Here is a 17,897-nt window from a genome sequence, read left to right on the forward strand (position 1 = left end):
ATATTAACCTTACGCCTAATAGCCCTCCATCCCAGTCTAGAGTGGGAAGGATATGACTTACATAGTGTATTTGTGATTCGTCCACACTAAGCCAAACATCAATAGAAGGAAGACATTGCCTCCAAATATTTAAAGAAAGATCGGGGGCCTCTTTTCCATTTCCATGAGTCCAGCCATCAGCGATTTTGTTGATTGCATTCCAATTATCTAAAGTAATATCGGTAGTAGATATATCTTTTCGCTTTGATTTATTCAAAAACATGATCAGCGCATCCATAGCGGAAGTTTTTCCACTATTGTTAGCACCAACAAAAATAGTGCTTTCTCCAGCAAGCTCTACGCGGCAGGACTTTAATTTCCTAAAGTTTTTAATATCTATATAAGAAATTTTCAATTTTAAAACACCTGTTTTATTAAAATTAATAAAATCGCTCTTTTAGCAGAGTGATGGGACGATCTATAAAGTTTGATTGGACGTTTGATGCATGAATTTTACAGCTATTAAATACTCACTATCTGGCCTTCAATATAAAGCTATTCCTCGTTATCGATGTGAGCCAATTACTGTTGCATTCACAATGTTTTTTATCACTATGCTGCCATGCGATGACACTTGTATGGGGGCGACAATCTGGTCTTGCTATGGGATGGGCGAAGGGCAGGATCAGAGATAACAACCCTCCCGAGCATTGTCCCGAATACATTGGGTTCGGTTAACTGCCCTCGGAGTTTCGGGTTGGGTGTTGCCCCCTGCTGTTCGCCGAGGTGATCCCGACGCAGGGGGGCGAACAAGTGGGGGATAAGACTTTTGGTGTTATTTGCCAAAGAGAGCGGGTCTTTCCAAAGTCACTCGCCAAGCCGCGCAGCGGCGGCGAAACCCCGTCGAGGACGGAGTCCTCGTGTCCTGCATGGCGAAGCCATGCCAATTAGGGGGCGATATTCCGCCATGTAATGACGTTACCGACCCCTCACCCTAGCCCTCTCCCGCAAGGGGAGAGGGGATGGCGACCGCGGACGATTACGCTTCGCTAATCGACCCTACGCTAAAGTCGCTACCGCCCCTGACTGTCGCTACCAGATTGCGCCGTTGACCATTGATCTCGGAAAAGGGGTCAACAGACGCCCGTCGCCATATTACGGAGCCAGAGTGGTCTTATCTATGGTTTTGATGAGCTAACTATCAGAAAAGAGTGGTTTTTTGCGCTGGCACAAACTTTTATTAATTAGCGATTAGTTGTTGGTTGTCGGGGCTTGGAGCTGGCAGGGCGGTGGGGTGACGCCGCGAGGGGAGTGCAAACGGTAAAAAAAGAGTGAAGCGCAAACGGTAAAGAAGGAGAGCGCAAACGGTAAAAAGCGAAGGGGCCCGCTGTGGGCCCCTTGTTGTTGGCGCTCGACGCCGCTATTTGGCGGCGGGGGTTGGGAAGTATTTGCTGTGCAGCAGCGGGTATTCGCTGCTCGCCAGCACCTGGGTCAAGCCGGTCTGGAACTCCTTGACCAGCTCGTCGCTCACCGGATGGCTGAAGGCGAAGCAGAACTGCTCCGAGCTCAGTACCCATTGCTCCTTGAAGCGGGCGGGATCGAGTTTTTGTTCGACGATCAGCTGCTCCATGGTGGTCTTGTTGGTGGAGACCAGATCGACCCGGCCTGAGGTGAGCATCTTGAGCGCCTGTGCCAGCCGGTTGGCGGCCATCAATTTGGTCTCGTCAAAGCCGTTGTTGAGCAGCAGTTGCTCCCCCACATCGGCTCGCACCGCCCCGATATTGAACGCCTTGGCATCGTCGAGCTTGGTGATGGTGATATTGCGATCGGCCAGCCCCACCAGCACGATCTCGGCATACCCGATGGGGCAGGCCCACTTGAACAGGGGGTCTCGCGCCTGGGTGCGGGCGGTGGAGAAGAGCACCGCATTGGGTTTTTGGGTCAGCAGGTAGTAACCGCGCGCCCACGGCATGATGGTGACGGGCTGCGCCGGTGTATTGGTCTTTTTCCATACCAGTTGCAGCAGCTCGACCGCGAGGCCGGTGGGGGCACCGCTGGCATCGGCGTAGTTGTAGGGTTTGTACTCTTCGGTGATGTAGTGCAGTTTGCCGAGCTCAGGACTCGCCTGTGCGAGGGTGGCCAGCAGCGCCCCGGCCAATCCAATCCATGGTTTCATTTTTGCCATCCTGATCAAGGGAATATCTGCTCAAGTGTGGCCAAGCTGGCCGATTTCGCCAAGGCGAGGGAGCATGTTTGGCAAAAAAGCGCGGGCGCATGCCGCCATCTTGCGCCCAATGTCGGTGGCGATCAGGGCGTTAGCGCAGCGGCAGGTATTTGGCTTGCAGGGCCGAGAAATCCGCCGAGGCGACGACCTGGGTCAGCGCCTGCTGAAAGAGGGCGACCTCGCTGTCGGGTACCTGACGGCTGAAGGCGTAGCAGAGCGGTCTGGCATCCAGCACGAAGGCGACATGAAAGTCATCCGGCTTGAAGCCCAGTTGCTGCAGGGTTTGATAGCCCGCCAGCTTGTTGGTCGCAAACAGATCGGCGCGACCTGAGGTGAGCATTTTGGCCGCCTGGGTGAGGCGGTTGGCCAGCATCAGCTGGCGTTCATCGATACCGCGTTCGAGCAGCAGCTGTTTGGAGACGGTAGAGCGCACCACGCCGACCTTGTAGCGGCTGATCTCGGCTTCCGAGTCGAGGGTGATGTTGTCCGCCTTGCGCCCCAGCAGCACAAATTCCGAGTGATCGATGGGGCAGGCCCACTTGAAGAGTGCTTCCCGCTGCGGGGTTCGTGCGGTGGCAAACAGCACCACATTGGTTTTTTGTTGCAGCAGGTTGTAGCCCCGGGCCCAGGGCATAATGCGGATTGGCTGGGGCGATACGCCGCGCGCTTTCCAGATAAGCTGCATCAGCTCCACCGACAATCCGGTTGGCATCCCTTGTTGGTCGCTGAAATTAAACGGGGGAGAGATTTCGCTCAGATACTCGAGTTTGCCCGGATCGGCCTGCGCGAAGGTGGCCCACAAGAGCAGTAGCAGATGAGGTAAGTGCCATGTCCGCACGGGAAAGATCCTTCGCAATCAACTATGTAGCCCAGTTTGACTGCTTGCGGCGGGAATAGCTAGCCACCTCTATTGCATCTTTCATCAATAAAATGGGCAGCGAACCGCTGCCCGTCGGGTGAGTGAGTGCTCAGCGCACCGGCAGGTATTTGGCCTGCAATTTGCGAAACTCTTCCGAGGCGAGGGCGCGGGTCAGGCCCTGCTGAAAGAGGGTGATCTCGCTGTCGGGCACCTGACGGCTGAAGGCGTAGCAGAGCTGCTCTGCGCTCAGCACCATGGCCACGTTGAAGTCGTCGCTATTGAGCTTCAGTTCGCGGATGGCGTCATATCCAGCCAGCTTGCTGGTGGCTAGCAGGTCGGCGCGGCCGGAGAGCAACATCTTCAACCCCTGCGACAGGCGGTTGGCCGGGATGATGTTGTTGTCATCCATGCCGTTGTTGAGCAGCAGCTGCTCGGCGGCGTCCGAGCGCACGGCGCTGATCTTGTACTGGCTCATCTGATCGAAGGCGGTCAGGGTGATGTTCTGCGCTTTGCGGCCCAGCAGTATGTACTCCGAGTAGCCGATGGGGCAGACCCACTTGAAGAGATCCTCCCGCGCCTGGGTGCGGGCGGTGGAGAAGAGCACCACGTTGGGCTTCTGGGTTAGCAAGTAATAACCTCGCGCCCAGGGCAGGATGCGCACCGGCTGGGGTGTCACGCCGCTGTGTTGCCAGATCATCTGCAGCAGATCGACCGCAAGGCCGGTGGGCTGGCCTTGCGGATCGCTGTAGTTGTAGGGGGGGTACTCTTCGGTGAGGTACTCGAGCTTGCCCAGATCAGCCCGGGCCGTCGAGGCCCAGCAGAGCAGCAACAGATGACAGATCAGCCATATCCTCATTGGGAACATCCTTAGCGATCAACCTTCCCTTGAGTGTGACCATGAACAGAGTAAATAGCCACTCACTGCCGTTACCAGCGGGCGCGGATCTGCCCGATGGGTTGGTAGGCCTCATCCCGAAGCCCCACCAGCAGGGTCTTGCCATCCGCTTGCAGCCGGAACTCGCCGTAGCGGGCCGCTTCGTACTGCTCCCCCGAGCCCTCTTCAAAGAAGTAGGCATCGGGGCCGATCTGCCACTGCCGCTCGCTCTGGTGCACTTGCAATAGCCGCTCATCGCTGGCGAGCCGATCCGGTTTGCCATCGGCCACCAGAGTGGCCACCTGATGGGCATCGAGGCGGATCACCAGGGTGTCGCTGCCCTTGTCTTGAGTCGCACGGGCGTCGCGGCTGGTCAGCTCGCGGGCAATCTCGTAGTTCAGCCGCATATAATCCCCCTGCATCAGGGAGCGGGGATCGACCGGAGCGAGCCGCAGCAGCACCACTTCGCCGCTGCTCATGGCACGCTCATAGCGCCAGACGGTGGCATTGATGCCTGCCAGGATGGCGAGGCCGCTCAGCAACAGGGCGAGCTGTCGGGTCACAGGTTTCATGAATCGCTCCTTGCCGCGAAGGTGGTGAGCAGCTGGCGGGCCCCCAGCAGCAGGATGCCGGAGCCCAGCAGCAGCCAGGATTTGGTCATCAGGGTGAGCCCCAGATCGTAGTAATAGAGCGAGCCGTAGCCGAGCAGCAGCAGGGCCGAGAGGGTCATCAGCCCCAGACTGCCGGCATAAACCCCGAGGATCAGCACCAGTGCGCCCGCCCCCATGCCGGGGATGATGGCGCTGATCAGCACCAGCGGCAGGCCAAACAGCAGTGGGAGCTTGAGTTTCATCATCACCGCCAGCAGCAGGGCGGCGCAGAGCAGGGGATTGAGCCAGAGCGGCAGGCGGGACAGCCCCAGTTCGTCCAGCACGCTGCTGCCGCCATCCCAGAGCGGATGGTGCAGACGGCCCAGCACCAGCAGGGAGAGGGCCAGCCCCAGCGTGATGGAGTGATAGAGCTGGTGGCGCTCTGGATCTCTATCTGCCCGCAGCCAGCAGAAGGTGATGGCCGCCATCACCAGCGGCAGCGCCAGCAGTTGTAGCCCGAGGCAGGCGAGGCCAAGAGTGAGCAGCAGGGCCGCCGCCACGCTGTGAAACAGCCTTACCAGCCAGTGATCGAACAGCACTGCGATGGCAAGGGACAGCAGGCACAACCCAAACCAGAGCAGGGCGTGATGAAGGTCCAGCTGATCGAGCAGGCCATAGAGCAGCCAGGCATCGGCCGCCAGGGTGAGGGCCAGCACGAACTGATCCCAGAGATCGCCGCTTTGGCTGCGATTGAGGGCGTAGGCCCCCGCCAGCAGAACGGCCCCGAGCAGCAGGGCGCTGTTGGCCTCGCGGGTCAGCTGCTCGAAGGTGAGAAACAGGAAAAAGAGCAGGAACAGGGCGGCAATCCAGCCCACCAGCCCGAGCAGAAAGCGGCTCGACCAGTGGGGCTGGTTGTTGCGGGGCATCTCCCCCTCCACCAGATTGGCCTGTTGCAGCGCTTGCCAAAGGGTCAGATCACTCATGAGACCTCCGTTGTTGTTGCAGCCAGCGGGCGGCGGTGACAGAAAGGCCGATGGCAATCAGGCTCAGCAGCAAGAAGCCGTTGATGTCGGGCTCCATCCACTTGCCCAGCGCCGCGAGGATGACGGCAATCAGGCTGAGGCACCCCATGGCGAGTCCGGCGATAAATCTGTGATGCCAAAGGGCATAGGCGGCGGCCAGCCAGCCAAACCAGAGCGGCCACACCAGTGGGGAGGCTGCATCAAACAGCGCCAGCAGGGTGAGCAGGGTAGCTCCCAGACCGGCAGCAAGGCCCGTCAGCCAGCTTGGCATCAGGCGCCAGCGGGCCGGTGCCAGCAGAAGCAGAGCCCAGAGGGCGGCGTTGAGCAGGGTAAGGCACCAGCCCAATCCTTCTTCATCGAAGGTAAAGAAGAAGGTGAACAAACCGAGCCGCCAGTAGAGCACCAGCGCCAGCTGGCCGAGCAGCCAGCTTAAGGTCCAGAGCAGGGGACTTTGGCCAAATGTCGCCAGCGGCACCAGCATCAGCGCCCAGGTGGCGAACAGCTGCCAGGGATCGGCGCCGGTCTGGTAGGTCTGACCCACCAGCGCCAGCAGGGCGCCGATATTGAGGGCGATGGCGAGCAGCAGCGCCTGACGGGGGGTATCCTCCAGCGGTTTGCGCCACAGCAGGAGCAGCATGGCGAGCAGCGGCGCCTCCAGCAGGGCGAGGCGGGAGACCCGGCCCAGCTCTTGCCAGTTGAAGGCGACGAAGAAGATGAGGCCAGCCCCGATACAGAGGGCGCCGAGCCAGAGCAGCAGCCGGTCAAACAGCCACTGCCAGCGCGCCGGATGGGGGGGAAGATCGGCGAGGGTCAGGGCGTCCACCAGCTTCTCTGGCGCCAGCCGTCCCTGTTTGACCCATTCGAGAAGCGTCTCTCTTGATATGTTGTGCATGGGGGGACTCCGCGAGGTTTGCCCCATTATGGCATGAGGCATCCGCAACCGTGCACTGCCCCTTGGCTCTACGGCTGGTGGTTGCGACAGCGGATTACGCACTAGACACAGCAGCAAACAAAAAAGCCCTCCACAGGGGAGGGCTTGGTCATCGGATATGGGCCATCAGGCAAAGATCAGGGTGCTCACCCCGAGGCCGACGAAGAGGATGGCGCAGGCGATGCGGATCCCCTTGAGCGGCAGCTTGTCTGCCCCCAGCTTGCCGATCAGCACCACAGGCACGTTGGCCAGCATCATGCCGAGGGTGGTCCCGGTAATGACCTGCACCAGCGAGTCATATTTGGCGGCCAGCAGCACGGTGGCAATCTGGGTCTTGTCGCCAATTTCGGCAATAAAGAAGAGCACGAAGGTGGCCATAAAGGGGCCGTATTTATCGAGCGGGCTCTCCTCGTCATCCATCTTGTCCGGCACCAAAATCCAGATAGCCATGGCGATAAAGGCGATGGCGACCAGCCAGGTCATTATCTTGGGATCGAGCCAGCGGCTGATGAACTCACCAATCCAGGCCGCGCCCGCATGGTTGAGCAAGGTAGCCGCCAGCATGCCGGCGATGATGGGCCAGGGCTTGCGAAAACGGCAGATGAGCAGCAAAGCCAACAGCTGGGTTTTATCGCCGATTTCGGCAATAGCGACGCTGAGGGTTGAGGTTAACAAGGCTTCCATAAAAATGACCGGGGGACGGAATTGTTATAAACCAAAGACAAGCCTGCGCCATCCGTCCCCGGTATTGGCACTGGCCCGTCAAAGGTCTTGTCAAATCCATGGCTGGCATGGATCACCCTGACCATGGTGATTTGGCACCAAGTATGTTGATCAGGGTCGCAAACCGGTATTCATGCAATGGATGGCACCGGCGTGCGAGACTACTCCCCCTCGATGGGAGCGGGCATTCTAGGGAAAAACCGCATGAGTGACAAGGGGATCAGCCACCCACCAGCTTGACGCTGAAACCGGCTTTCTCCAGCTCGGTTTTGATCAGGTCCCGTTTATCCCCCTGGATCTCGATCACTCCCTCCTTGATACCGCCTCCGGTGCCGCACTTTTTCTTGAGCAGGGTGGCCAGGGATTTTTGCTGATCGGCGGGTACGCCATGAATGGTGATCACCCCGGCACCCTTGCGCCCCTTGGTCTCGCGGCGAATGCGCACTGTGCCGTCGGTGGGGAAGGGGGAGGCGGATTGGGGAGCGCTCTGCTCCTTGAGCATGCCGCCATCTGTGCTGTAAACGAGGCGGCTGTTGTTGTCGTGACTCATGGCAATACTTTATGGGTTAGCTAAGCGGAGTTTGATTTTACTCAAATAAAAGTTGAAGACACAGCTTATAATGCCCCAAGTAAAAGCGAATTATTATTGTTTAACTTCAGGAGTCAGTCATGGTACTCACGCAGTTGTCACCGGGACAGAGTGCTCGCATCAAGAATATGAATCAGCTCGCCCGGCCGCTGCGCCGCAAACTGATGGTGATGGGCCTGTTGCCCCAGACTGAAGTCATCTATCTGCGCTCCGCCCCCCTGGGGGATCCGCTCCAGATCCAGTGCCAGGGGATCTGTCTCTCCATGCAAAAGAGTCTGGCCCAGCAAATAGAAGTCGAGCCGGTATAACCCGCTGCTCGGCTGCCGCTCCGGTCAAGAAAGTCACCGGGAGCGGTTCAGAGACAAGAAGTCGAACCTGCAAAGCGGTTTGCCACACACGCGGCGGGTTCAGAAGAAAATAGAGGTAGAGCTGGTATGAATTATTCCCTGGTAACGGTAGGTAACCCCAATAGCGGCAAGACCTCCCTGTTCAACGCCCTGACCGGCGCCCGCCAGCAGGTAGGCAACTGGAGTGGCGTCACCGTCGACAAGAAGATGGGTGAGTTCAGCGCGGGTGAGCATCACTTCAAGCTGATGGATCTGCCCGGCATCTATAGCCTGGCCAGTCAGGATGGCAGTCTGGACGAGCAGATCGCCAGCCGCTTTGCCCAGGGCCAACAACCCGACCTGCTGCTCAACGTCATCGACGCCGCCAATCTGGAGCGCTCCCTCTACCTCACGCTGCAACTGCGCGAGCTGGGCCTGCCCATGGTGGTGGTGCTCAACAAGCTGGATATCCTGCAAAAGCGCCGCATCGTCATCGACGAGAGCAAGCTCGGCAAATCCCTCGGTTGCCCGGTGGTGGCCCTCTCTGCCCACAACAGCAAGCAGGTTGCCGCCTTCAAGCAGCAGATCCGCCAGTTTATCGGTCAGCCGCAAGCCGCCTTGCAGCTCGATTACGGCCACGTGCTTGAAACCGATCTGGCGGAGCTGGAGACCCTGCTCGCCCCGCATCACCTCACTACCCGTGGCCGCGCCCTGCGCCTGCTGGAAGAGGATGCGGTGATGCAGGAGACCCTGCTGCCTGGTCAGCAGGCGGCCGCCGCCAATGTAGTGGCTCGCGCCCATCAGGGACAGGATATCGACCTGCAACTGGCGGATATTCGCTACGGCCATATCCACCAGTGGGTACAACAGGCTCGTCAGCAGAAGGGCAAGCTCACCGAGGCCCAGAGCGAGTGGCTGGATCGGGTGCTGCTCAATCGCTGGATTGGCATCCCCTTCTTCCTGTTTGTCATGTACCTGATGTTCCTGTTTGCCATCAACGTCGGCAGCGCCTTTATCGACTTCTTCGACATCATGGGCGGCGCCCTGTTTGTCGATGGGGTGCACCACCTGCTGGGGCTGGTCAATGCCCCCGAGTGGCTAGGCGCCATTCTGGCTGATGGCTTTGGCGTTGGCTTGCAGACCGTCGCCACCTTTATTCCGGTGATTGGCTGCCTCTATCTGTTCCTCGCGGTGCTGGAGAGTTCAGGCTATCTGGCCCGTGCCGCCTTCGTGGTGGATGCCCTGATGCGCCGCCTCGGCCTGCCGGGCAAGGCGTTCGTGCCGATGCTGATGGGCTTTGGCTGTACCGTCCCCTCGGTGATGGCGACCCGTACCCTCAACTCCGAGCGGGAGCGGTTGATGACCTCCGCCATGGCGCCTTTCATGTCGTGCGGTGCCCGTCTGCCGGTTTACGCGCTGTTTGCGGTGGCTTTCTTCCCCGAGTCAGGCCAGAACCTGGTGTTCGGTCTCTACCTCATCGGCATTCTGGTGGCGGTGCTCACCGGCCTGTTGCTGCGCAGCACCCTGCTGCCGGGCAAGAGCGACTCCATGCTGATGGAGATGCCGGATTACGAGTGGCCGCGTCCGGTCAACGTTGCCATCAAGACCTGGCAGAAGCTCAAATCCTTCGTCTTTGGCGCCGGTAAAACCATCGTGCTGGTGGTCGCCGTGCTGAGCGTGCTCAATTCGCTCGGCACCGATGGCAGCTTCGGTCATCAGGAGCAGGAGAGCTCGGTGCTGAGCAAGATTAGCCAGGCGGTGACCCCGGTGCTGCACCCCATCGGTGTGCGCGATGACAACTGGCAAGCCACGGTCGGTATCGTCACCGGTATCTTCGCCAAAGAGGCGGTGGTCGGTACCCTCAACAGCCTCTACGCCGGTGGTGGCGATGCAGAGGAGGAGAGCGAGTTCTCGCTGGTGGCCAGCTTCCACGAGGCGATCGATGCCGTGGCGGCCAATCTGGCGGAGATCAACCCGAGCGACCCCATGGGGCTTGATGTTGGCAACCTTGACGACCAGAAAGCTGCCGCCGAGGCGCAGGAGGTCGATGTCTCCACCTACGGCAACATGCAGACCCACTTCGACGGGGCGGCCGGTGCCTTCTCCTACTTGCTGTTCGTGTTGCTCTACATGCCTTGCGCCGCAGCCATGGGCGCGCTGGTGCGGGAAACCGGTCGCCAGTGGGCGCTAATGACGGCGGTATGGTGCAACTATATGGCCTTTATGTGCGCCACCCTCTTCTATCAGGTCGCGACCTTTGCCGCTCATCCGGAGCAGAGCCTGTTCTGGATCGTCAGCTATGGCCTCTCTCTGGTACTGCTCTGGTGGGCCGGTCGCCGTCACGGTGACATCGTCGCCCGCAAGGTGGTGACCTTATGATCCTGCGCGAGCTGGGGGATTACCTCGCCGCGCAGCAGAAGGTGAGTCGGCGTGATCTGGCTCGCCACTTCCACACCTCGGAAGATGCGGTGGAGGCCATGCTCGGCGTCTGGATGCGCAAGGGGCGGGTCATCAAGCGTGAAAGCCGGGTCTGTGGTGGCAGTTGCTGCGGCAAGAGCGAAGAGGTGATGTTCGAGTGGTGTGATGCGGGCCAGATTGGCATCAAGATCCGCTAAACGACTACCCAACCTCATCATCAAACATCGAACAATAAAAAACGGCAGATCCTGCGCAAGGGTCTGCCGTTTTTATTGCTGAAAACAGGCGGGATCAGGCGCTCTGGCGAGCCTCGCTCAGCAGTGCCAGCGCCGGTTGGGCGTTGTCTGGCATCAGCCGGTAGGCCTTGTGATGTTTGACCAGGGTGGTCTTCTTGTTGCCCTGGCTCAGCAGCAGGCCGTGCTTGAAGGCCGCCTCAGCCAGCACCTTCTCGTCACCGCGCACATAGAGGGCGAGGGGTTTGACAAGCTCACCTGCTTCGATGTGACCCTGATACTCGCTATGGCTTACCACTAGGCTCGCCTGACCGCCAGATTGCAGGCGCAGCTTGGCGTTCACCTCGCTCTCGGTCAGCACCAGCCAGCCTGCCGCTGATAGCTCCTCCAGCAGGGCAGCCAGCTTGGCTCCCAATTGCTGCGGATTGGTCATGGCGCACTGGTATTGGAAGGCGATGCGCTCCAGTAGCCCCTTGAGATCGGCACCCGCGCCGAGGGTGCGGCCAAGCTGCACCCAAGCTTTCAAATCTTCCATCACCAGACGGGAGAAGCGCTTCTCCTTGAGGGAGTCGGCCATCCAGGTGCAGAGAAAGTGGCTCTCTTGGGCCGGAGTGCGCTTGCCCGCCTTTTGCTCGGCGGTGCGGGCCAGTTCGGCCAGACTCTGGGTGGCCATCTCGAGCAGGGCCTGATTGTAGGTCGGAGAGGTCATAAGCAATCCTTCAGTTGACCACCAGGGGCCAACACCGATGACAGAGATGGCAAAGGCGCCAGTGGCGCCTTTGCGGTTTAATAGAGCAACTGCCCGCCTTATTTCGGCTGACGGGGCTTCTTGGCGGCGGCCAGACGCTTGAGGCGCTGACCCTGCAGCTTGGCTTCGGCCATCACCTGGGCTACGGCGTTATCTTCACGCTGCGGGCGCTTGCCGAAGCGGCGACGCTCCTGCAACTGCTTGATCAGCTCGTCACGGCTGCTCACCTCATAGCCCGGCACCATGATGCGGCGGATCTTCTGGCCGATCAGGGCCTCGATCTCCAGCAGGGTACGCTCCTCTTCACGGCTGACGAAGGAGATGGCCATGCCGCGCTTGCCGGCACGACCGGTACGACCGATGCGGTGCACGTAATCTTCCGCCAGGAACGGCAGATCATAGTTGACCACGTATTCCAGATCCGGAATGTCCAGACCACGGGCGGCCACTTCGGTGGCGACCAGTACCCGTACCTTGCCTTCCATGAATTCGCGCAGGGCGCGGCGACGGTTGCCCTGGGCCTTCTCGCCATGGACCACGGCGGACTTGATGCCGTCGAGGTTCAGCTCCTCGACCAGCACATCACAGCTCTCGCGGGTACTGGCGAACACCAGCACCTGCTGCCAGTTCTGCTTGCCAATCAGCTCTGAGAGCAGCTCGCGCTTGCGCTTCTGCTCGACCGGATAGACGGTGTGGCTGACGGTGTCGGCGGTGGAGTTCTGCTTGTTGACGCTGACGATCTGCGGTCTGTCCAGCATCAGGTTGGCCAGCTTCTTCACCGCGTCGGAGAAGGTGGCGGAGAAGAGCAGGTTTTGACGGGTTTTGTTGACCGCTTGCAGGATCTTTTGCACATCGGCACTGAAGCCCATGTCGAGGATGCGATCCGCTTCATCCATCACCAGACACTCGACGCCGGAGAGGCTGAGGTTGCATGCGGTCAGGTGCTCCAGCAGACGGCCCGGGGTGGCCACAATGATGTGAGCGCCCGCTTTGAGCTTCTTGGCCTGCACGTCCTGCTTGCCACCGCCGACGATGGTGATGGTGGTGATATCGAGATACTTGGCGAAGTCATTGATGTTGCTCGCCACCTGAGCCGCCAGCTCGCGGGTCGGGGTCAGGATCAGCACACGGGCGTTGGAAGGCTGGACCGGAGCCGGATTGTCTACCAGACGCTGCAAGATGGGCAGGGCGAAGGCGGCGGTCTTGCCGGTACCGGTCTGGGCGCTGGCCAGCACATCGCGGCCACGGCGAATGGCCGGGATCGCCTGTTGCTGCACAGGGGTCATCTCCTGATAACCGCAATCTGAGACAGCACGCAAAATCTCGGGGGCAAAATCGAACGATTCAAATCTCATAATGGGTTCCTGTGTTCCAGCTGGGCTGTGTTTGGCTTGGTTAGCTCGGCATGAGCGAGACGGAGGTTGTAACCACCGACGGCTGCGCCTGACATCAAGTCAGAGAGTGAGCCGGAAAATGGCGGGCGCGAAGTGTAACAGATAGACGTCACAAATTCTGCCTCAAATGGTTGTCCTTTTCTCATCCTTTGTGGTGTGAATGGCGGTTGAAAGCAATCATTTGACTCCCAAATGCCAAGCTTGGAGGTGTGGGCTAACGGTTTTGGGCAAGGACGAAAGGGATATTGATGGAACTGGAACAGTTAAAACGCCAGCTGGAGCAGCTTGGCGAGCGCAATGACAGCATGCAGCAGGCTCGACACCGCAAGCTGCTCAATATCACCCGCGACACGGGGGAGTTGCTGTCAGTGCTGGTGCAGACCCGTGGGGCGCAGGCGGTGCTGGAGATTGGCACCTCCAATGGTTACTCCACACTCTGGCTGGCAGAAGCGGTGCGTCGGTTGGAGGGGCACGTGACCACCATTGAGCTGGATGAGGATAAGCGCGTGCTGGCCCATGACAACTTTCAGAGGGCAGGGCTGGCCCCTTGGGTAACCTTGCTGGCAGGGGATGCGAGTGAGCTGTTACCGACCTTGCCGCAAGCCGGCTATCAGCTCATCTTCCTCGATTCGGATCGTCAGCACTACCGGGCATGGTGGCCGCAGATCCGCCGCCTGCTGGCACCCCGTGGCCTGCTGGTGGTTGATAACGCCATCTCCCATCGCAGCGAGATGGTGGAGTGGATGAACGAGGTCGGGCAGGATCCGGCTTTTGCCACCTCGCTGGTGCCGGTCGGCAAGGGGGAGTGGCTGGTGGTGCGTTTGTAACAAGGTGATGGCCTGGATTTGGTATCGGGCTGGCAGTGTATGTTTATTCATCATGAATAAACAGTGTGTCCCGCAATCAGTAGCGAATGCGGGACTGCTTTTTCGTTATTCATTATTTCACTTAACATCTTCATATTTCATGGTTTGGTAACGGGAACCTTCGCGTTATTTTTTGCTGGTGCCGCCAAGTGCAATCGTTTATTGACTGTCATCGTATATGTGGCGTGAGCCGATTAAATGGTGCTGGTAGCAGTAGGATTCAAAATAATAATTGCATGGTAATCCGGATTATCGTTGGCAAGCGTGCTGGATGTTTACAAATATAACGAGGTGAATAATGAAAAAACTGCACTCCCTGTTTTTGCTGGCAGCCCTTCCACTGGCTTTGATGACATCGGCGCAAGCCGAGTCCAGCCTCGCCGCTATCCAGAGTGCCGGTGCGATCAAAATCGGCACTGAAGGCGCCTATCCTCCGTTCACCTATCACGACAAGAGCGGCAAGCTGGTCGGCTTTGATGTGGAGATTGGCGAGCTGATTGCAAAAGGCCTTGGGGTGAAGCCGGAGTTTGTCGAAGGCAAGTGGGATGGTCTCATCGCCGGGGTGGATGCCAAGCGCTACGATCTGGTGCTCAACGAAGTGGCCATCACCCCGGAGCGGCTGAAAAAGTATGATTTTTCAGATCCCTACATCACCTCCAAAGCGGTGATCGTGGTGCACAGCGATAATCACAGCATCAACAGCTTTGCGGATCTGAAGGGTAAGAAATCATCCCAGTCCCTGACTAGCAACTTTGCTCAGCTGGCGAAATCCTCGGGCGCCGAGGTGGTCGCTACCGAGGGCTTCAACCAGTCACTACAGCTGGTGCTGACCGGGCGAGTGGATGCCACCATCAATGACAGCCTCTCGTTCCTCGACTTCAAGAAACAGAAACCGGATGCCAAATTGAGGGTGGCGGCGACCGAGGCGAAGGGGGATCAATCGGCAGTGTTGCTCGCCAAGGGACAGCCGGAATTGCTGGCCGCTATCAATCAGGCACTGCGCACTGCCAAACAGGATGGTAGCTACCAGAAAATATCTCTTAAGTATTTTGGTACTGATGTCTCGCAATAATATTGCCGGAAAATAATAACTAGCGAGGTAATTAACGTGCCAGCCTGGTTGCAGTTAATGATCGACTCTTTTTGGCCCCTGCTTAGAGCGGGGCTTATTTTTACCGTGCCACTGACCCTGATCACCTTTGTCTTGGGAATATTGCTCGGCTTGCTAGTGGCGCTGGCCAGATTATATGGCCCGACACCATTGGTGGCACTGGTTCGTTTTTATGTCTGGCTTATTCGTGGTACGCCGCTGCTGGTGCAGCTCTTTCTGATTTTCTATGGCTTGCCGAGTGCTGGCATTGTGCTGGATGCCTTCACCGCCGCGGTGATCGGGTTCACCCTCAACATCGGCGCCTACAGCTCTGAGATCATCCGCGCTACTCTCGCGGCGATCCCGAAAGGGCAGTGGGATGCAGCCTATTCGATTGGCATGAACTGGCCCCAGGTGATGTGGCGGGTGATCCTGCCGCAGGCGGCGCGTATTGCGGTGCCACCGCTCTCCAACACCTTTATTTCACTGGTCAAGGACACCTCGCTGGCGGCGGCAGTGACCGTGCCCGAGCTGTTTCAGGCTGCCCAGCGGCTCGCCTCTGTTACCTATGAGCCGCTCATTCTCTACAGCGAGACAGCCCTCATCTATTTGATGTTCAGCTCGGTGCTCTCCACCTTGCAAGACCGGCTGGAGCGCAAGTTGACCCACAAAGAGACCCGGGAGGTCGCCCTATGATCCGGTTGCGTGGTATCGAGAAGCAGTTTGGCGGGCAGCGGGTGCTCAAGGGAATTGATCTGGCCATGGTGGCGGGCAGTGTGACCGCCCTGATTGGCCCCTCCGGCAGTGGCAAGAGCACCCTGTTGCGCTGTGTCAATGTGCTGGAGCGGCCAGATGCGGGGCACCTGGTGCTGGGGGGGAGCGAACTCGATTTTTCTCACCATCTGCCTCGCCAGAGCGTGCAGGCATTGCGCCAGCAGACCGGCATGGTGTTCCAGAATTTCCAGCTGTTTCCGCACATGACGGTGCTGGAAAACGTGATTGAGGGGCTGGTGACCGTGTTGAAGTGGCCAAGAGCGAAAGCGGAGGCGCGCGGCTTGCAACTGCTCGACAAGGTGGGGCTCAGGCACAAGGCCGAGGCGGTGCCTGCCACCCTCTCCGGTGGCCAGCAGCAGCGGGTTGCCATTGCGAGGGCGCTGGCGCCATCGCCCAAGGTACTGCTCTGTGATGAACCCACCTCGGCGCTGGATCCCGAGCTTGCCCAGGAGGTGGTGACCGTGCTGCGCCAGTTGGCCCGCGAGGGAACCACCATGCTGATTGCCACCCACGATCTGCGGCTGGCCGCCCAGATAGCGCAGCAGGTGATCTTTCTGGAGGCGGGTGAGGTGGTGGAAGCTGGCAGCGCACGCCAGATGTTCACCACCCCCAAGCGGGCGCGTACCTTCGAGTACATCTCCACCCTCACCGAGCGGTTGCCGGAGAGCTGGAGCATCTAGCCGCTCCCCGGACGAGGTGGGTGGAGTGATAAGTGGCAAGCTGCCAGCGAGAACTCCTAGCCTTAAATTCCGAGCCTTAAATTCCTAGCCTCAAAAGAAGAGCCCCGCACTGGCGGGGCTCTGTTTTGGGTTGACTGAGGAAGTGCAGGTTAGACCGCCAGATAGTCCATGATCCCTTCGGCTGCCTTGCGCCCTTCGTAGATGGCGGTCACCACCAGATCGGAGCCGCGTACCGCATCGCCACCGGCGAACACCTTGGGATTACTGGTCTGGAAGGCATACTCCGCCTGCTCGCTGGCCTTGATGCGATCCCGGTTGTCGAGCTCGATGCCGAACTCCGCCATCCAGGGCTGGGGGTTGGGTTGGAAGCCAAACGCCATCACTACCGCATCGGCAGCCAGCACCTGCTCTGAACCCTCGATGACCACCGGATTGCGGCGACCATTGGCATCGGGTTCACCCAGCTCGGTGCTCACTACTTTGATGCCGACGGTGCGACCGCTGGCATCCAGCTCGACCGCTACCGGTTGCAGGTTGAACATGAACTCAACCCCCTCCTCGCGGGCGTTTTTCACCTCCCGCTTGGAGCCCGGCATGTTCTCCTCGTCGCGGCGATAGGCGCAGATCACCTTGGCGGCTCCCTGACGGATGGCGGTACGCACGCAGTCCATGGCGGTATCGCCACCGCCCAGCACCACCACCTGCTTGCCGGCGAAGTCGATGTAGTCGGCTTGCGCCTTCTCGAACCCCAGCAAGCGGTTGGCGTTGGCGATGAGGTAGGGCAGGGCGTCATAGACTCCCGGCGCCTCTTCGTTGGCAAAGCCGCCCTTCATGTACTTGTAGGTGCCGACCCCGAGGAAGACCGCATCGAACTCGCCGAGCAGGTCGGCGAAGGTGATGTCCTTGCCCACTTCGGTCTCGAGACGAAACTCCACGCCCATCCCCTGGAAGATCTCGCGGCGACGCTGCATCACCTCTTTTTCCAGCTTGAAGGAGGGGATGCCGAAGGTGAGCAGGCCGCCGATCTCCGGATATTTGTCAAACACCACCGGGGTGACGCCATTGCGTGCCAGCACGTCGGCACAGGCGAGGCCCGCAGGGCCGGCGCCGATGACGGCGACCCGCTTGCCGGTCTTGACCACGTTCGAGAGATCGGGCTTCCAGCCCATCTCGAACGCCTTGTCGGTGATGTACTTTTCGATGTTGCCTATGGTCACCGCGCCGAAGCGATCGTTGAGGGTGCAGGAGCCCTCACAGAGGCGATCCTGCGGGCAGACCCGGCCACACACTTCCGGCAGGCTGTTGGTCTGGTGGGAGAGCTCCACCGCCTCCAGAATGCGCCCCTCTTTGGCCAGTTTCAGCCAGTTGGGGATGTAGTTGTGGACCGGACACTTCCACTCGCAGTAGGGGTTGCCGCACTCGAGGCAGCGATCCGCCTGCATCTGTACCTGCGGCTGATTGAAGGACTCGTAGATCTCCACAAACTGGATTTTGCGGATCTTGAGTGGCTTCTTGGGCGGGTCGACCCGCTGGACATCGATAAACTGAAATACGTTCTGGCTCATAGGGTTCCCTCC

Annotated in this window: 19 protein-coding genes; 7 read left to right on the forward strand and 12 right to left on the reverse strand. The window is 59.4% G+C overall.

From position 1 onward, the window contains the following. The 9 genes from VF684_RS19410 to VF684_RS19450 all read right to left on the reverse strand — a co-directional run. On the reverse strand, positions 1-394 hold a 394-nt coding region (locus tag VF684_RS19410; protein ID WP_440174365.1), incomplete at its 3' end, for an AAA family ATPase. 1,005 nt (positions 395-1,399) lie between these two features. After that, positions 1,400-2,155: a substrate-binding periplasmic protein gene (locus VF684_RS19415; protein WP_113738666.1), complete on the reverse strand. Its 756-nt coding sequence runs from the start codon at positions 2,153-2,155 to the stop codon at positions 1,400-1,402. Between the two features lie 139 nt (positions 2,156-2,294). Beyond that, complete coding sequence (locus VF684_RS19420) at positions 2,295-3,041, reverse strand: substrate-binding periplasmic protein (RefSeq protein WP_139441830.1); 747 nt, start codon at positions 3,039-3,041, stop codon at positions 2,295-2,297. A 130-nt stretch (positions 3,042-3,171) separates the two neighbouring features. Further along, positions 3,172-3,918, reverse strand: coding sequence for a substrate-binding periplasmic protein (locus VF684_RS19425; protein WP_127006437.1), 747 nt, complete (start codon positions 3,916-3,918; stop codon positions 3,172-3,174). Positions 3,919-3,989: 71 nt separating this feature from the next. Then, positions 3,990-4,508 (reverse strand): GDYXXLXY domain-containing protein, encoded by a 519-nt coding sequence (locus VF684_RS19430; protein ID WP_139441831.1) that lies wholly within the window; start codon positions 4,506-4,508, stop codon positions 3,990-3,992. Beyond that, positions 4,505-5,509, reverse strand: coding sequence for a DUF4401 domain-containing protein (locus VF684_RS19435; RefSeq protein WP_139441832.1), 1,005 nt, complete (start codon positions 5,507-5,509; stop codon positions 4,505-4,507). The genes VF684_RS19430 and VF684_RS19435 overlap by 4 nt, the downstream gene beginning before the upstream one ends. Continuing rightward, positions 5,502-6,440 carry a DUF2157 domain-containing protein gene (locus tag VF684_RS19440; protein WP_139441833.1) on the reverse strand — a complete coding sequence of 313 codons (939 nt, stop codon included), beginning with the start codon at positions 6,438-6,440 and terminating at the stop codon, positions 5,502-5,504. The genes VF684_RS19435 and VF684_RS19440 overlap by 8 nt, the downstream gene beginning before the upstream one ends. Before the next feature lie 165 nt (positions 6,441-6,605). Further along, positions 6,606-7,163 (reverse strand): TMEM165/GDT1 family protein, encoded by a 558-nt coding sequence (locus tag VF684_RS19445; protein ID WP_005346773.1) that lies wholly within the window; start codon positions 7,161-7,163, stop codon positions 6,606-6,608. Positions 7,164-7,422: 259 nt separating this feature from the next. Beyond that, entirely contained in the window at positions 7,423-7,752 is a 330-nt protein-coding gene (locus VF684_RS19450; RefSeq protein ID WP_040067739.1) for a translation initiation factor, read from the reverse strand. Between the two features lie 119 nt (positions 7,753-7,871). Here VF684_RS19450 and VF684_RS19455 point away from each other — a divergent pair, with 119 nt between their 5' ends. From VF684_RS19455 to VF684_RS19465, 3 genes are all read left to right on the forward strand, one after another. After that, positions 7,872-8,099, forward strand: coding sequence for a FeoA family protein (locus VF684_RS19455; RefSeq protein ID WP_005337384.1), 228 nt, complete (start codon positions 7,872-7,874; stop codon positions 8,097-8,099). Between the two features lie 126 nt (positions 8,100-8,225). Next, positions 8,226-10,496, forward strand: coding sequence for a Fe(2+) transporter permease subunit FeoB (gene feoB, locus VF684_RS19460; protein WP_139441834.1), 2,271 nt, complete (start codon positions 8,226-8,228; stop codon positions 10,494-10,496). After that, a complete protein-coding gene (locus tag VF684_RS19465) occupies positions 10,493-10,732 on the forward strand; it encodes a FeoC-like transcriptional regulator (protein ID WP_005350974.1) in 240 nt (79 codons plus the stop codon). The genes feoB and VF684_RS19465 overlap by 4 nt, the downstream gene beginning before the upstream one ends. A 94-nt stretch (positions 10,733-10,826) precedes the next feature. On the opposite strand, the gene VF684_RS19470 is transcribed toward VF684_RS19465, so the two are convergent. After that, a complete protein-coding gene (locus tag VF684_RS19470) occupies positions 10,827-11,477 on the reverse strand; it encodes a DUF2913 family protein (RefSeq protein ID WP_139441835.1) in 651 nt (216 codons plus the stop codon). 98 nt (positions 11,478-11,575) lie between these two features. Then, positions 11,576-12,871 carry a DEAD/DEAH box helicase gene (locus VF684_RS19475; RefSeq protein WP_005337380.1) on the reverse strand — a complete coding sequence of 432 codons (1,296 nt, stop codon included), beginning with the start codon at positions 12,869-12,871 and terminating at the stop codon, positions 11,576-11,578. 287 nt (positions 12,872-13,158) lie between these two features. On the opposite strand from VF684_RS19475, the gene VF684_RS19480 reads away from it, so the two are divergent. The 4 genes from VF684_RS19480 to VF684_RS19495 all read left to right on the forward strand — a co-directional run bounded on the left by VF684_RS19480 (position 13,159) and on the right by VF684_RS19495 (position 16,320). Then, entirely contained in the window at positions 13,159-13,737 is a 579-nt protein-coding gene (locus VF684_RS19480; RefSeq protein WP_005350976.1) for an O-methyltransferase, read from the forward strand. A 337-nt stretch (positions 13,738-14,074) separates the two neighbouring features. Then, on the forward strand, positions 14,075-14,848 hold the full coding sequence (locus tag VF684_RS19485) for an amino acid ABC transporter substrate-binding protein (protein WP_139441836.1): 774 nt from the start codon (positions 14,075-14,077) through the stop codon (positions 14,846-14,848). A 57-nt stretch (positions 14,849-14,905) separates the two neighbouring features. Next, complete coding sequence (locus VF684_RS19490) at positions 14,906-15,562, forward strand: amino acid ABC transporter permease (RefSeq protein ID WP_193556833.1); 657 nt, start codon at positions 14,906-14,908, stop codon at positions 15,560-15,562. Further along, a complete protein-coding gene (locus tag VF684_RS19495) occupies positions 15,559-16,320 on the forward strand; it encodes an amino acid ABC transporter ATP-binding protein (protein WP_139441838.1) in 762 nt (253 codons plus the stop codon). The genes VF684_RS19490 and VF684_RS19495 overlap by 4 nt, the downstream gene beginning before the upstream one ends. A gap of 149 nt (positions 16,321-16,469) precedes the next feature. Here the strand turns inward: VF684_RS19495 and VF684_RS19500 are convergent, their stop codons facing one another. Next, positions 16,470-17,885 (reverse strand): FAD-dependent oxidoreductase, encoded by a 1,416-nt coding sequence (locus tag VF684_RS19500; RefSeq protein ID WP_139441839.1) that lies wholly within the window; start codon positions 17,883-17,885, stop codon positions 16,470-16,472. Positions 17,886-17,897: the final 12 nt, after the last annotated feature.

The organism is Aeromonas sp. Lyrl_2, from assembly GCF_051948815.1.
GTDB classification, from domain to species: Bacteria; Pseudomonadota; Gammaproteobacteria; order Enterobacterales; family Aeromonadaceae; genus Aeromonas; species Aeromonas veronii.